The organism is Cellulomonas sp. P2_F12, assembly GCF_056403775.1.
In genome coordinates this window covers 551,684-565,509 of record NZ_JBFUEV010000001.1, presented here as the reverse complement: position 1 = coordinate 565,509, position 13,826 = coordinate 551,684, and the positions used below count along the sequence as shown (strand labels likewise).

Below are 13,826 nucleotides of genomic sequence, written 5' to 3'. Positions count from 1 at the left end.
ACGAGGAGGTGGGGACGATGCGGGCACTGGTGGTGTACGAGTCGTCGTTCGGGAACACGGGTCTGGTCGCGCAGGCGGTCTGGGAGGGAATGTTCAGCCGGATGCAGGACGTCGCCCTCCTCGAGGTCGGCTCGGCGCCGCTGCGGCTGCCGCCCGAGCTCGAGCTGCTGGTGGTCGGTGCCCCGACCCAGGCGTTCGGCATGAGCAGGCCGGCCACACGGGCGGACGCGCAGGTGCAGGCGGGCGCGACGGCCGCGGAGGCGACGGTCGGCGTGCGGGAGTGGCTCTCGGCGCTCGAGCCGCCCGACCGGCCGGTCCACGCGGCCACGTTCGACACCCGGATCCACAGCCCGCACGTGCCCGGCTCGGCCGCGGTCGGCGCCTGGCGGGTGCTGAGCCGTGCCGGGTTCGAGGTCGCGGCCGAGGCGGAGAGCTTCTGGGTCACCGGGATCAAGGGGCCCCTGCGCGACGGCGAGCAGGACCGGGCCCGGGCCTGGGGGATCGGTCTCACCGGGCTGCTGCTGGGCCTTCGCCCGATCGACCCCGGTCAGCTCAGGGCGACGACTCGCTGAGCCTCGGGGGGTCCGGGTGCTGGCGGTGCTGCTCCGCGATGAACAGCGCCGCCTGCGTCCGCCCGCGGACCTCGATCTTGGCCAGCAGGCTCGAGATGTAGTTCTTCACGGTCTTCTCCGCCAGGAACATGCGGTCCGCGATCTCCCGGTTGGTCAGCCCTTCGCCGATGAGGTCGAGCACGGCGCTCTCCTGCGCGGTGAGCAGGTCGAGCCGGGCGTCGTGCCGCCGTGACTCCCGCAGTCTCTCGAGGACGTGACGCGTGGTGGCGGGATCGAGCAGGTCCCGCCCGGCGGCGACCAGCCGGATGGAGTCGAGGAGCTGGGGCCCGCGGATCTCCTTGAGCACGTAGCCGGCCGCGCCGGCGGTGATCGAGGCGAGGAGCGCCTCGTCGTCCTCGTAGGAGGTGAGCATGAGGCAGCGGACCCGCGGTGCCGACGACGCCAGCTCGCGGCAGACCTCCACGCCGCTGCCGTCGGGCAGCCGCACGTCCAGGAGCGCGACGTCGGCGTCGGCGTGCGGTACCCGGGCGAGCGCCTCCTGCGCGGTCGCCGCCTCGCCGACGACCGTCATCTGCGGGTCGGCGTCGATCAGGCGCAGCAGCCCTTGGCGCACGACCTCGTGGTCGTCCAGCACGAACACCCGGATCACCGCCATGAGGTCACTGTGCACCCGTCGGGGCCGCTGTGTGGCCACCGGCGTGCCGGTCGAGGAACGCGTAGACCTCGGCGTCCTCGACGCCGGGGAACGATCCGGTGGGCAGCGGGGAGAGCACGTGCGCGTGCACGGCCGCGCTCGGCCAGGCGTGGGGTGCCCACCGGGCGGCGAGCGCGGGGTCGGCCTGCCGGCAGCAGGAGGGGTCCGGGCAGCGGGACACGCGTCGGGTCGACGTGTCCCGGCCGCGGAACCACTTGGCCGCGGTGAACGGCACGCCGACCGTGATGGAGAAGCCGCCCGCCGAGGTGGAGCCGGTCTGCGTGGTGCACCAGAAGGTGCCCTCCGGCGTGTCGGTGTACTGGTAGTACTCCGTGGCCCGGTTCCGGCGGGTGAACGCCGACCGGGCGGCCCACTCGCGGCACACGACCTGGCCCTCGATCGCGCCGGTGCCGTCGGCGGGGAACCGGACCGCGTCGTTCTCGTAGCCCTTGAACAGCGTGCCGTCGTCGGCGACACGGACGAAGTGCAGGCGGATGTCGAGGTGCTCGGTGAGCAGGTTGGTGAGGCGCTGGGCGGCGGCCTCGTGCGTCACGCCGAACGCGTCCCGGAAGTCCTCGACCGCGAGCTCCTTGCGCTTCTTCGCCGCGCTGAGATGGGCCACCGCCGCCGTGCGGGGCATGAGGCACGCGGCCGCGAAGTACGTGATCTCGACGCGCTGGCGCAGGAAGTCGGCGTAGCTGCGCGGCGTGGAGTGGCCGAGCACGCGGTGGGCGATCGCCTGCAGGGCGAGCGAGCGCAGGCCGTGCCCACCGGGGATCGAGGCCGGCGGCAGGTAGATCCGGCCGTTGGCCAGGTCCGTGACCGTGCGGGTCGAGTGCGGCAGGTCGTCGACGTGCAGCAGCGAGAACCCGAGGTCCGCGGCCATCTGCGCGACCGCGCTGTGGGTGAGGGCACCCGTGGTGTAGCCGGCCCGCCGGACCAGGTCCTCGGCCGCCTCCTCGATCTCGGGCAGGTGGTTGTTCCGCTCGCGCATCCACAGGCGCAGGGCCGTCGTGGCGCGGCGGGCCTCCTCGGGCGTCGCGATGGCGGCGTCGTCCCGCCGGGCCAGCTCGCGGTGCAGGCCGACGAGCGCCTCGAGCGCCTCGGTCGGCAGGTTCTTCGCCGCCCGGACGGTCGGCAACCCGAGCGCCGCGTACGCGCCGGAGCCCTGAGCCTGGTCGAGCTGGATCTCGAGCGCCGCGCGGCGCGACGGCGGCGTGCTGTCGAGCAGGTCCGTCGTCGTGGTGCCCAGCGCGTCCGCGAGGGACTGCAGCAGGCTCAGGCGCGGCTCGCGCCGGCCGTTCTCGACGAGGGAGAGCTGGCTCGCCGTGCTGCCCACCTGGCGACCGAGCTCGTCGAGCGTCAGCCCGCGCTCCGTCCGCGCGTGACGGATGCGCCGGCCGAGCATGAGCAGCCGGCTGCCGGGCGTCGCCGACCCGCGCGGGTCCGCGGGCAGGTCGATGACGGGTCGGAGGGAGCTCATCGCCATGGCGTTGACAGTAGAGCAAGAACAACCGTTCTTTGCGCGCGCATATCGTTGAATCCGGGCCAGGCGGGGCCGGATGCTGAAGGAAGCGAACAATCCCGCCCTGGATGAAGGAGCCCGACATGGCCAGCTACGTCTCCCGTTTCAGTGACGGCGACAAGGACCAGAAGGATCTGCTGGGTGGCAAGGGCGCCAACCTGGCGGAGATGACCAACCTCGACCTGCCCGTGCCGCCGGGGTTCACCATCACGACCGAGGCGTGCCGGGCGTACATGCGCGACGGGCGCGTCCCGCCCGAGCTGCGGGTCGAGGTGACGCTCGCGGTACGGGAGATCGAGGACACGATCGGCCGGCGGCTGGGCGACTTCCACGAGCCGCTGCTGGTCTCGGTGCGGTCCGGCGCCAAGTTCTCCATGCCCGGGATGATGGAGACCGTGCTCAACATCGGGCTCAACGACGCGTCCGTGAAGGGGCTCACCGAGTTCTCGGGCGACGAGCGGTTCGCGTGGGACTCCTACCGTCGGCTCATCCAGATGTTCGGCAAGACCGTGCTGGGCATCGACTCCGACCTGTTCGCGGTGGCGTTGGACGAGCGCAAGACCGCGGTCGGTGCCGCGACGGACGTCGACCTGGGCGCGCAGGACCTGCAGGTGCTGGTGCAGACGTTCAAGGACATCGTCGTCGAGCAGACCGGGCGGGAGTTCCCGCAGCACCCGCGCGAGCAGCTCGACATGGCGATCGAGGCGGTCCTCGACTCGTGGAACACCGACCGCGCGAGGCTCTACCGCCGCCGCGAGCGCATCCCGAACGACCTGGGCACGGCCGTCAACGTGGTGAGCATGGTGTTCGGCAACCTCGGCGAGTCCTCCGGCACGGGCGTCTGCTTCACGCGGGACCCGTCCACCGGCGAGTCCGGGGTCTACGGCGACTACCTGCCCAACGCGCAGGGGGAGGACGTCGTCGCGGGGATCCGGAACACGCTGCCGCTGGCGGAGCTGGAGCTGCTCGACCCGGTGTCGTACGGCGAGCTGCGCCAGGCCATGCGGCGCCTCGAGACCCACTTCCGGGACCTGTGCGACATCGAGTTCACCATCGAGCGCGGCCGGTTGTGGCTGCTGCAGACCCGGGTGGGCAAGCGCACCGCCGCCGCGGCCTTCCGGATCGCCACCGAGCTGGTGGACGAGAGCCTCATCACGATGGACGAGGCGATCACGCGGTGCACGGGCGACAAGCTCAGCCAGCTGCTGTTCCCGCAGTTCGACCCCACAGCGGCGAAGCAGCTGCTGACGCGGGCGCTGCCGGCGTCCCCGGGTGCGGCCGTCGGCGAGATCGTGCTGGACAACGCCCAGGCGCTCGAGCGGACCGCCGCCGGCGCGCACGTCATCCTGGTCCGGCGCGAGACCAACCCCGACGACCTGCAGGGCATGATCGTCGCCGACGGGGTGCTGACCGCGCGTGGCGGCAAGACCTCGCACGCCGCCGTGGTGGCCCGCGGGATGGGCACGTGCGCCGTGGTCGGCGCCGAGGAGCTCCTGGTCGACCCGGTCCTCGGGGAGGTCCGCGTCCGCGACCAGGTGCTGCACGCCGGGGACACGATCGCGATCGACGGCTCCACGGGAGAGGTGTTCCGCGGGTCCGTCCCGGTGGTGGACTCGCCCGTCATGGTCTACGTCTCCGACGGGCTGGACGCCGGGCTCGCGGCCGCGGGCGACCCGGAGGCGAGGGCGCTGGTGACGGCCGTCGACCGCGTGCTGCGCCACGCCGACTCGGTCCGCCGGATGGAGGTGCGCACCAACGCCGACACCGCCGTGGACGCCCGTCGGGCCCGCGACCGCGGGGCCGAGGGGGTCGGCCTGTGCCGCACCGAGCACCAGTTCCTGGGGGAGCGGCGCCAGTACATCGAGCGGCTCGTGCTCGCGGACACCGACGACGCCCGGCAGGCCGCCCTCGACACCCTGCTCCCCATGCAGCGCGAGGACTTCGTCGGGCTGCTCGAGGCGATGGACGGGTTGCCGACGACCATCCGCCTCATCGATCCGCCGCTGCACGAGTTCCTGCCCGACCTCACGGAGCTCGCGGTGCGGGTCGCGGTCGCGGCCGAGCCGGACCCGCAGGACGTGAAGGTCCTCGCCGCCGTCCGGCGGATGCACGAGCAGAACCCGATGCTGGGGCTGCGCGGGGTCCGCCTCGGGCTCACGCTGCCGGGCCTGTTCGCCCTGCAGGTGCGGGCGATCGCCGAGGCCACCGTGCAGCTGCGTCAGGCGGGGCGGGACCCGCGGCCGGAGATCATGGTGCCGCTGGTGGGCTCGGTGCGGGAGCTGCAGCTGGTCCGCGAGGAGGCCGAGCGGGTGCTCGCGCAGGTGTCGGAGGAGTCGGGCGTCCCCCTGGACGTGCCGATCGGCTGCATGATCGAGCTGCCGCGCGCGGCGCTGACCGCGCACCGGATCGCCGAGGAGGCCGACTTCTTCTCGTTCGGCACCAACGACCTCACGCAGACCACGTGGGGGTTCTCGCGCGACGACGTCGAGGGCGCCTTCTTCGCGGACTACCTGCAGAACGGCGTGCTGACGATCTCCCCGTTCGAGACGCTGGACGCCGACGGGGTCGGCGCGCTGGTGCGCGCGGGCGTCGAGGGCGGTCGCGCGACGAAGCCGGGCCTGCACCTGGGGGTGTGCGGCGAGCACGGCGGAGACCCGGAGTCGATCCACTTCTTCCACGACGTGGGGCTCGACTACGTGTCCTGCTCGCCCTTCCGCGTACCGATCGCCCGGCTCGAGGCGGGCCGGGCGGCCGTGGCGCGGGCGTGACGCGGCACGGGCGCCGCACCCCGTGAGGTGCGGCGCCCGTGTGCGGTGCTACGGCGTGACGGTCAGCGGCGTGCCGCCGGACGTCAGCTGCCAGTCGGGGTTGGTCGACGAGAACACCGTCGGGTCGATGACCTGGTGGGCGGTCACCCAGTCGATGAGCAGCTGCCGGATCTCCACCTGCCGGTTGTAGACGACCGGGGCACCCACCACGCCCGGGAAGTTGCCACCGCCCGACTGCCGGTAGTTGTTGATGGCGACGACGAACTCCTGGGTGTCCGTCACGGGGACGCCGCCGTAGGCGAGCCCCGTGACCCGGCTGCCGACGGGCTGCGCCAGGTCGATGTCGTAGGTCAGCGGCTGGTCGAGGCCGCCCATGACGTCGTAGTTGTAGTCGGGCGTCCCGTTGGGCGCCGTCGGGGTGACCGCGTTGGTGAGGTCCGCCGCGGCGTACGTGCCCGGCGTCGCGGCCGGCTTGAAGTACTCCGCCGACTTCTCCAGGTACGCCTTGACCTGCGCGCCCGTGAGCTTGATGCCCAGCAGCGTGTTGTCGTAGATGTACAGCCCGGCGATGTCCCGCACGGAGACGTCGCCCTGGGGGATCGCCGCGTCCTTGTTGAACGGCGCCGCGATGGACAGCACCGGCAGCGCCGCGTCGGCCCCCGTGAGCTCGGCCTTCACCGCGCCCGCCTGCACGTAGTTGATGAAGTCGAGCGCCGCCGTGTCCTCGTAGCGCGCGGTGGCGGCCGACATGGCCTCGGTGGACGTGCCGATCACGCCGTTGACGTAGTCGACGACCTTCTGGTGGTCGGCCTGGAGCAGGCTGACGATCTTCGGGTCCTCCGGGACGGTGTTCGAGTTGAGCACCTGGGCGCCCACCGACTGCACACCCCAGTGGCCGCGGGCGAACGACAGGTCGATGTCGAAGACCGACAGCCGCTCACCCCACTTCAGAGGCTCGGACAGCACGACCGGCTTGCCGGTCTGCGTGTTGGTGACGGTCCGGGAGGCGATCTCCTGGTGCGCGTGGCCCACGAGGATGGCGTCGATGCCCGGCACCTGCTGCGCCACCAGCGTCGAGGCGTTCTCGGGGAACGGCAGCGTGTCGCCGTACGACGACGAGGTGTCGGCACCCGAGTGGGCGGCGACGATGACCACGTCGGCCCCCGCGCGCTTCATCTCGGGCACGTACTTCTTGGCCTGCTCGACCAGCCCGTCGAAGTGCATCTTGCCCTCGACGTTCGCCTTGTCCCAGATCGCGATGCCGGGGTTGGTCAGCCCGAGGATGCCGACCTGGATCGGCTTGCCGTGCGCGGGCTTGACCGTCTTGATGACGTACGGCTTGAACGCGGGCTTGCCCGTGCCGTCGTCGAGCGCGTTCGCCGCCAGCAGCGGGAAGTCCAGCTGCTTCTCGAAGGTGCGCAGGTAGGGGATGCCGTAGTTGAACTCGTGGTTGCCGACCGCGGCGGCGTCATAGCCGATCGCGTTCATCGCGGCCGCCATCGGGTGCTCGACCTGCGTCGAGATCGGCTCGACCTTGGCGTAGTAGTACGCCAGCGAGGTCCCCTGGATGGTGTCGCCCGCGTCGATCAGGAGCGTGTTGCGGTCCCCGCGGTCCGCGCGGACCTGGTTCACCAGGGTGGAGACCTTGGCCAGGCCCACGTCGTTGTGGGCGCTGTCGTCGTACTCGGCGTTCTTGAAGTAGTCCCAGTTCAGGGCACTGCCGTGCAGGTCCGTGGTGCCCATGACCGTGAGGCGGAAGTCGTTCGACCCGCCGTTCCCGTGCCCGTTGCCGGCCATCGCCGGTGAGGCGAGGGCGACGACGAGCACCGTGGCTGCCGCCACCGTGCCCGCCCGTAGACCCGCCCGGCCTCTGCCGCGCTGCAGGACGTTGATACCCATGCCGGAGTCCTCCCGTGCTGTCGGTTCTGCACCGGGTTGCGGTGCAGCGGGCACGGTACCCCTCTCGGGTGACATCGACACCTCGAACGAGTGACGGGCGCGTTGACTCCCGGGTCACCACCAGCCCTGGCGTTTGGCCCACCACAGCAGGCCGGCCGACATCGCGACCATGACCGTCAGGGCGATGCTCAACGGGATCGGGACCGTGTGGCTGTTCACGATCATGTTCATGCCGAGCACCGACGCGAGGGCCGTGATGGGCAGCGTCACCACGGCGATGACGGCGAGCCGCTCGGCGGCGATCGTCATCTTGGTCTCCGTCCGGGTCCGGTAGAACTCGATCACGCCCTGGAGGTAGTCCTTCTCCTCGCCGGCCAGCCCCGCGATCCGGTCGAACTGCGAGACCAGGTCGGCGACCAGGTGCCGGCTCTCCTCGGGCACGGCGCGGGGCAGCCCGACCAGGCGGCGGTAGATCTCGGCGGTCTGCGCAGCGATCGTCTTGACGGCCAGCAGGCCGTGCCGGACGCGGAACATCTCGTCGAGGAACTTCTCGGGGTCGTCGTACGCGCCGTCGGTCACGCGGCGCTCCAGGTCCCAGACGTTCGCCGTGAGCTCCTCGACGAACTTCTCCATGCGGCGCGTCAGCGCCGAGACGATCGCGTGCGAGATGTCGAAGGACGTGCGGGGCTTCAGGCGACCGGACCGGATGCGCTCGAGCACCTCCCGGGTGTCGCGCAGGGGGACGTCGGGCGCGACCGCCGGGTTGACCGGACCGTGCACGGTGACCAGGTAGCGCGGCCCGATCAGGCGGTCCAGCTCCACGTGGTGGACGTGGCCGGCGGTGCCGCGCTCGGGGGCGTGCAGGACCAGGAACAGCGAGCTCGGGTAGGCGTGCAGCTTGGGCAGCCGGTTGCGCACCTCGCAGTCGTGCACGGCCAGCGGGTGCATCCCGAACACGTTCGTCAGGACGTCGGCGGCCTGCGCGTCCCACTGCGGGATGTCGACCCACACGATGCCGTGCCGCCCGGTGAGCAGCTCGGGGAGCTCGTCGACGGTGCCCTCGCGCACGCCGTCGTCGGTGATGAGGTGGATGTCCACGGCTGCCTCCGTCTGAGCTCCGCGCGATGCCCCTGCCGTCATCATGCGTCACCGGTGCGCCGGCGCCACCCGGCATGCCGAGGGCCGCGGCGGTCGCCCGGCGCGGCCCTCGACAGGTGGGGTCAGCGCAGCTTGTCGGACTCGATCCGCTCCGCCTCGGTGGTGTGCACGTGGGTGCCCGTCCCGGGGCCGCGCAGGCCGTCGGACTCGATCTCCTCGGCCTCGGTGGTGTGCACGTGGGTGCCCGTGCCGGGGCCGCGGAGCCCGTCGGCCTCGATCTTCTCCGCGTCCGTGGTGACGTCGGGGACGTCCGGCGTCGCCGGGAGCCCGTCGGCCCGGATCTTGGTCGCGTCGGTGGTCTCAGGGTCTGTGTACTCGTCAGTCATGGCGTGTTCCTCGGTGGTGCTGGTGCCGTGCCGGAGGCGGGGCGTCGGGGGTGGCGTCCGCCGTGGCCCCGAGCCGCTCCGGTCGGGGCCATACCGCCACTGTGTCACCGCTCGCGCGATGTGGCCCGGTCGGAGATCGACGCGAAGAGCCGTTCGTAGTCGTCGACCATGCGGTCCGCGCTGAACCGGGTCTCGGCCTCGCGCCGGCAGGCGAGCCGGTCGATCGTCGACAGCCGGCCGACGGCCGCGACGGCGGCGTCCTCGTCGGCGACCAGGAAGCCGGTCACGCCGTCGCGGACGAGCTCGGGCATCGAGCCCCGCGGCGTGGCGACGACCGGTGTGCCCGCCGCCAGCGCCTCGGCGACCGACAGTCCGAACGGCTCCTCGAAGTCGATGAGGTGCAGCAGGGCGGCCGCGCCACCGAGGAGTCGGTCGCGCTCGGCCGGACCGACCGAGCCGACGAACCGCACCCGCGAGCCGTCGACGTGCGGCTCGACCAGCGTCCGGAAGTACTGCTCGTCGTGCACGACACCGGCGATCACCAGCGGCAGCGCGGAGCGTCGGGCGACCTCGATCGCGAGGTGCGTGCCCTTGTCCGGGTGGATGCGGCCGAGGAAGAGCAGGTAGCCGCCGTCGCCGGCGCCGGGGGTGAACTGCGCCAGGTCCAGGCCGTGGTGGATCGTCGCGTCGTAGGTGAGGTCCGGGTGCCGGTCGGAGTCGCTGATCGACACGTAGTGGGCGATGTCGTCGTAGGCGCGGTACACGCGCACGATGCGGTCCGACGAGAACCCGTGGATCGTCGTCACGACGGGCGTCGGCGTCAGCCGGCTGTACGTCAGCGGCAGGAAGTCGAACTGGTTGGAGATCACGTCGAAGTGCGCCGCCCGCTCGAAGACCGCCGCGATGTGCAGCGACTCGCACACCTTGACGTCGATCGTCGGGTCCTCCTCGTAGCCCGTCGGCGCCTCGGCGTGCAGGCGGGCGGTGGTCTGCGAGTCGGTCGTCGCGAACAGGGTGACGTCGTGGCCGCGGGCGACCAGGCCCTCGGCGAGCGTCGACGCCACCTGCTCCCAGGGACCGTACGAGCGGGGTGGCGTCCGGTGGGCGATCGAGGCGAGCACGGCGATCTTGACGGGGTGCCTCCACGGCTGGCGCGGCGGAAGGTCCCGGAAGGCTCCCGACCGCGACTGGTAGCCTAGCCATGCGGTGCCGGGCCCGGCTGCGGACAGGTTCCAGCGGGTCAGGACGCCCGGGGATGTCGATCAGGCCCCGCCCGAGGTCGGTAGCGCACTCCGCTGCGAAGCATCACCAGCGCGAAGGGCCTCCGTGGCCATCAGATTCGGCGTCCTCTCCACCTTCCCCCCCACGCAGTGCGGCCTGGCCACGTTCTCGTCGGCACTGGCCACCCACCTGGTCGAGGCCGGCGCGGACGTGTCGGTCGTCCGGGTCGTCGACGACCTGCAGCCCGCCGTGCCGCTCGTCACCCACCAGCTCGTGACCGGTGCCCCGGACGAGGCGCGGGCCGCCGCGGCGGCGCTCAACGCGTGCGACGTCGCGCTGGTCCAGCACGAGTACGGCATCTTCGGCGGACGCGACGGCGCCGACGTGCTCGACGTCCTGGCGCGCGTGCGCGTGCCCGTCATCACGGTCCTGCACACCGTCCTCGCGCACCCGACGCCGCACCAGCACGAGGTGCTGGCCAGGGTCGTCGCCGCGTCGTCCATGACCGTGACCATGACCGAGGCCGGGCGGCAGCGGCTGATCGAGGGCTGGGGCGTCGACCCCGCGTCGGTCACCGTGATCGCGCACGGCGCGCGGGACAACCGCGGACCGGACGAGACCGTCACCCCGCCGCGCACGGCACCCACCGTGCTGACGTGGGGGCTGCTGGGCGAGGGCAAGGGCATCGAGTGGGCGCTGGAGGCGCTCGCCGGCCTGGGCGACCTGCACCCGCGGCCCACGTACCGGATCGTCGGCGAGACCCACCCGAAGGTCCTCGAGCGCGACGGCGAGGCGTACCGCCACCGTCTCGAGCGCCTGGTCGACCGCCTGGGCATCGGGTCGATGGTGCAGTTCGACGCCCGGTACCTCGACGTCCCGACGCTGCAGCGCATCGTGCGCTCGGCCGACGTCGTGCTCCTGCCGTACGACTCCCCGGACCAGGTGACCTCCGGCGTGCTGACCGAGGCCGTGGTCGCGGGCAAGCCCGTGGTCTCCACCGCCTTCCCGCACGCCGTGGAGCTGCTGTCCGGCGGCGCCGGGATCCTGGTGCCGCGCCGCGACCCCGCAGCGATCCGGGACGCGCTGCGCCGCGTCCTCACGGAGCCCGGTCTCGCGCCCTCGATGGCGGCCGCCTCCCGCGCCGTGGCGCCGAGCCTGCTGTGGACCGCGGTGGCCGAGCAGTACGTGGGCCTCGGCGCCGGCCTGCTGCACACGCGCTCGCTGTCGGTGGCCTGATGTACCCGGAGCCGGTCTTCGACCACCTGGTGCACCTGAGCACCCCGATCGGGCTGTTCGAGCACGCCCTGCTCACCGAGCCCCGGCCCGAGCACGGCTACTGCCTGGACGACGTCGCGCGGGGGCTCGTCGTCACCACGCGCCAGCCGCGGCCGACGCCCGAGGTCGAGGCCCTGACGGAGACGTACCTGCGGTTCACCCTGTTCGCCCAGGACGGTCTCGGGCGGTTCCACAACCGGCGCGACCAGACCGGCCGCTGGACCGACTGCGCGACGGTCGAGGACCACTGGGGCCGGGCGCTGTGGGCCCTCGGCACCGCGGCGCGCGCGACCGGCGACCCCCGCGTGCGCCGCGCCGCCCTCGATGCGGCCGGGGTCGGTCTGCAGAGGCGTTCGCCCTGGTGGCACGCGATGGCGTACGCGGCGCTCGGCGCGGCCGAGGTGCTCGAGCTGCAACCCGGGAGCCGCGCGGCCCTCGGGATGCTGGCGGACGCCCGGACCCTGCTCGCACAGCCGACGGATCCGTCGTGGCCGTGGCCGGACGCCCGGCTGAGCTACGCCAACGCCGTCCTGCCCGAGGCGCTCGTCGCCATCGGCACGGCGCTCGGCGACGACGGCACGCTGCGCGCCGGCCTGGACCTCCTGCACTGGCTCGTCGCGCAGGAGACGCACGACGGACACCTCTCCATGACCCCGGTGGGCGGACGGGTGGAGGGCGACGAGCGTCCCGGATTCGACCAGCAGCCCATCGAGGTCGCGGCCCTGGCCGAGGCGTGCTGGCGCGCCTTCCGGGCGACGCGGCACGAGGTCTGGCTCACGTACCTCGACCGGTGCGTCGGCTGGTTCCTGGGCGACAACGACACCGGGATGGTGCTCTACGACGACGTCTCCGGCGGCGGGAGTGACGGCCTGCACGCGCTCGGGGTCAACCAGAACCAGGGTGCCGAGTCGACGCTGGCGGCCCTGTCGACCCTGCAGCTCGGGCGGCTCGCGCTCGTGCAAGCAGTCGCGTGACGCTCGTCCGCCGCACGCACCATGTGCTCCGGCCCGACGCGACCCGGGTGGTCAGCACCCCGTTCCTGCCCGGCGAGGAGATCCACGGCGCGGGCGTCTCGCGGCGGGCCGTCGTCCTCGCACGGCTGCTGGCGCTGCCCGACGCCGAGGTGGACGCGGCGCTGATCGACGTCCTCACGTGGTTCAGCACCCGGTACGACGACCTGGTCGGGCTGCTCGACGAGCGCTTCGCCCTGGTCGAGCGGCACATCGAGGGCGCTGGGCAGCTCTCCCTCGAGCGCCGCCGGCTCATCGGCGCGTGCATGAGCCAGGAGTACGCGATCGAGTCGGCGGCGCTGTTCAACCCGTCCCTCGTCGCCCACCCCGACCAGTCCGGGCTCCCGGCCGGCAGCACGCGGTTCGTGATGAGCGTGCGGGGCGTCGGGGAGGGGCACATCTCGTGCGTCGAGCTGCGCACCGGGGTCGTCGACGGGGCCGACGCGGTCACGTTCGACGTCCCTGGGCCGACGACCACCGTGCCCCGCTCGCAGCCGACCCTTTACTCACGCGACGACCTGCGGCTGCAGAACGGCGAGCTCGGCGGCGACCACGAGGAGGCCGACACGCTGCTGCGCGCCCTGCCGGAGTCCTTCCCGCGGGGGTCCGTCGAGGGGAGCCCCCGCCTGGAGTGGCTCGCCGCCTGCACCTACACGGTCGCGTTCCCGCCGGGCAGCGCGATCGACTCCCGGGTGCTGCTGCCGTCCAGCCCTGCCGAGCGCCACGGCATCGAGGACCTGCGCCTGGTCGAGGTCGAGGGCGCGGACGGCCGACGCAGCTACCTGGGCACCTACACGGCCTTCGACGGGGAGTCGGTCGCGCCGCACCTGCTCGCCACGGACGACTTCACGACGTTCCGCATGAGCCGGCTCACCGGCCCGGGGGCGAAGAACAAGGGCATGGCGCTGTTCCCGCGGCGGGTGGGCGGGCAGTACCTCGCACTGTCGCGCTGGGACCGGGAGAGCAACTCGCTGGCCGGCTCCAGCGACCTGCGGCACTGGGACGACCTCGGCACCCTCAGCGCCCCGGACCGCGCCTGGGAGATCATCCAGGCGGGCAACTGCGGGTCGCCGATCGAGACGGCGGCCGGCTGGCTGGTGCTCACGCACGGCGTCGGCCCGATGCGGCTGTACAGCATCGGCGCCATGCTGCTCGACCTCGACGACCCGCGCCAGGTGCTGGGCAGCCTGGCCACCCCGTTGCTCGTCCCGTCGGCCGACGAGCGCGACGGCTACGTGCCGAACGTCGTCTACTCGTGCGGCGCCCTGCTGCACGGCGACACGCTCGTCCTGCCGTACGGCTGCAGCGACGCAGCGATCCGGGTGGCCCTGGTGGACGTGCCGGAGCTGCTCGCGGCGATCACTGCGGGCCCCTGACG

The 13,826-nt window shown here is 72.6% G+C and carries 11 protein-coding genes; 5 read left to right on the top strand and 6 right to left on the bottom strand.

What is annotated here, in order from left to right; translation table 11 throughout:
- Nucleotides 1–17 precede the first annotated feature (17 nt).
- Entirely contained in the window at nt 18–572 is a 555-nt protein-coding gene (locus tag AC1DWH_RS02615) for a flavodoxin family protein (protein WP_477092351.1), read from the top strand.
- Here the strand turns inward: AC1DWH_RS02615 and AC1DWH_RS02610 are convergent.
- Nucleotides 553–1,227 (bottom strand): response regulator, encoded by a 675-nt coding sequence (locus AC1DWH_RS02610; protein WP_477092350.1) that lies wholly within the window; start codon nt 1,225–1,227, stop codon nt 553–555. The genes AC1DWH_RS02615 and AC1DWH_RS02610 overlap by 20 nt on opposite strands.
- Before the next feature lie 4 nt (nt 1,228–1,231).
- Complete coding sequence (locus AC1DWH_RS02605; protein ID WP_477092726.1) at nt 1,232–2,674, bottom strand: helix-turn-helix domain-containing protein; 1,443 nt, start codon at nt 2,672–2,674, stop codon at nt 1,232–1,234.
- 200 nt (nt 2,675–2,874) lie between these two features.
- Between AC1DWH_RS02605 and ppdK the strand changes: the two genes are divergently transcribed.
- Entirely contained in the window at nt 2,875–5,559 is a 2,685-nt protein-coding gene (gene ppdK / locus AC1DWH_RS02600; protein WP_477092349.1) for a pyruvate, phosphate dikinase, read from the top strand.
- A 48-nt stretch (nt 5,560–5,607) separates the two neighbouring features.
- On the opposite strand, the gene AC1DWH_RS02595 is transcribed toward ppdK, so the two are convergent.
- The 4 genes from AC1DWH_RS02595 to AC1DWH_RS02580 all read right to left on the bottom strand — a co-directional run bounded on the left by AC1DWH_RS02595 (nt 5,608) and on the right by AC1DWH_RS02580 (nt 10,063).
- Entirely contained in the window at nt 5,608–7,458 is a 1,851-nt protein-coding gene (locus AC1DWH_RS02595) for a bifunctional metallophosphatase/5'-nucleotidase (protein ID WP_477092348.1), read from the bottom strand.
- 114 nt (nt 7,459–7,572) lie between these two features.
- Nucleotides 7,573–8,556, bottom strand: coding sequence for a magnesium transporter CorA family protein (locus tag AC1DWH_RS02590; protein WP_456845307.1), 984 nt, complete (start codon nt 8,554–8,556; stop codon nt 7,573–7,575).
- Nucleotides 8,557–8,678: 122 nt separating this feature from the next.
- Nucleotides 8,679–8,942, bottom strand: a complete 264-nt coding sequence (locus AC1DWH_RS02585; protein WP_477092347.1) for a hypothetical protein — start codon at nt 8,940–8,942, stop codon at nt 8,679–8,681.
- A gap of 104 nt (nt 8,943–9,046) precedes the next feature.
- Nucleotides 9,047–10,063, bottom strand: coding sequence for a glycosyltransferase family 4 protein (locus AC1DWH_RS02580; protein WP_477092346.1), 1,017 nt, complete (start codon nt 10,061–10,063; stop codon nt 9,047–9,049).
- Between the two features lie 205 nt (nt 10,064–10,268).
- Here AC1DWH_RS02580 and AC1DWH_RS02575 point away from each other — a divergent pair, with 205 nt between their 5' ends.
- From AC1DWH_RS02575 to AC1DWH_RS02565, 3 genes are read left to right on the top strand one after another with little or no spacing between them, the layout of a single operon-like run.
- The gene (locus AC1DWH_RS02575; RefSeq protein WP_477092345.1) at nt 10,269–11,399 is read left to right on the top strand and encodes a glycosyltransferase; all 1,131 of its coding nucleotides are present in this window, start codon (nt 10,269–10,271) and stop codon (nt 11,397–11,399) included.
- On the top strand, nt 11,399–12,412 hold the full coding sequence (locus AC1DWH_RS02570; RefSeq protein WP_477092344.1) for a glycosyltransferase: 1,014 nt from the start codon (nt 11,399–11,401) through the stop codon (nt 12,410–12,412). Before AC1DWH_RS02575 ends, AC1DWH_RS02570 begins: the two co-directional genes overlap by 1 nt.
- Nucleotides 12,409–13,824 (top strand): glycoside hydrolase family 130 protein, encoded by a 1,416-nt coding sequence (locus AC1DWH_RS02565; RefSeq protein WP_477092343.1) that lies wholly within the window; start codon nt 12,409–12,411, stop codon nt 13,822–13,824. The genes AC1DWH_RS02570 and AC1DWH_RS02565 overlap by 4 nt, the downstream gene beginning before the upstream one ends.
- Nucleotides 13,825–13,826: the final 2 nt, after the last annotated feature.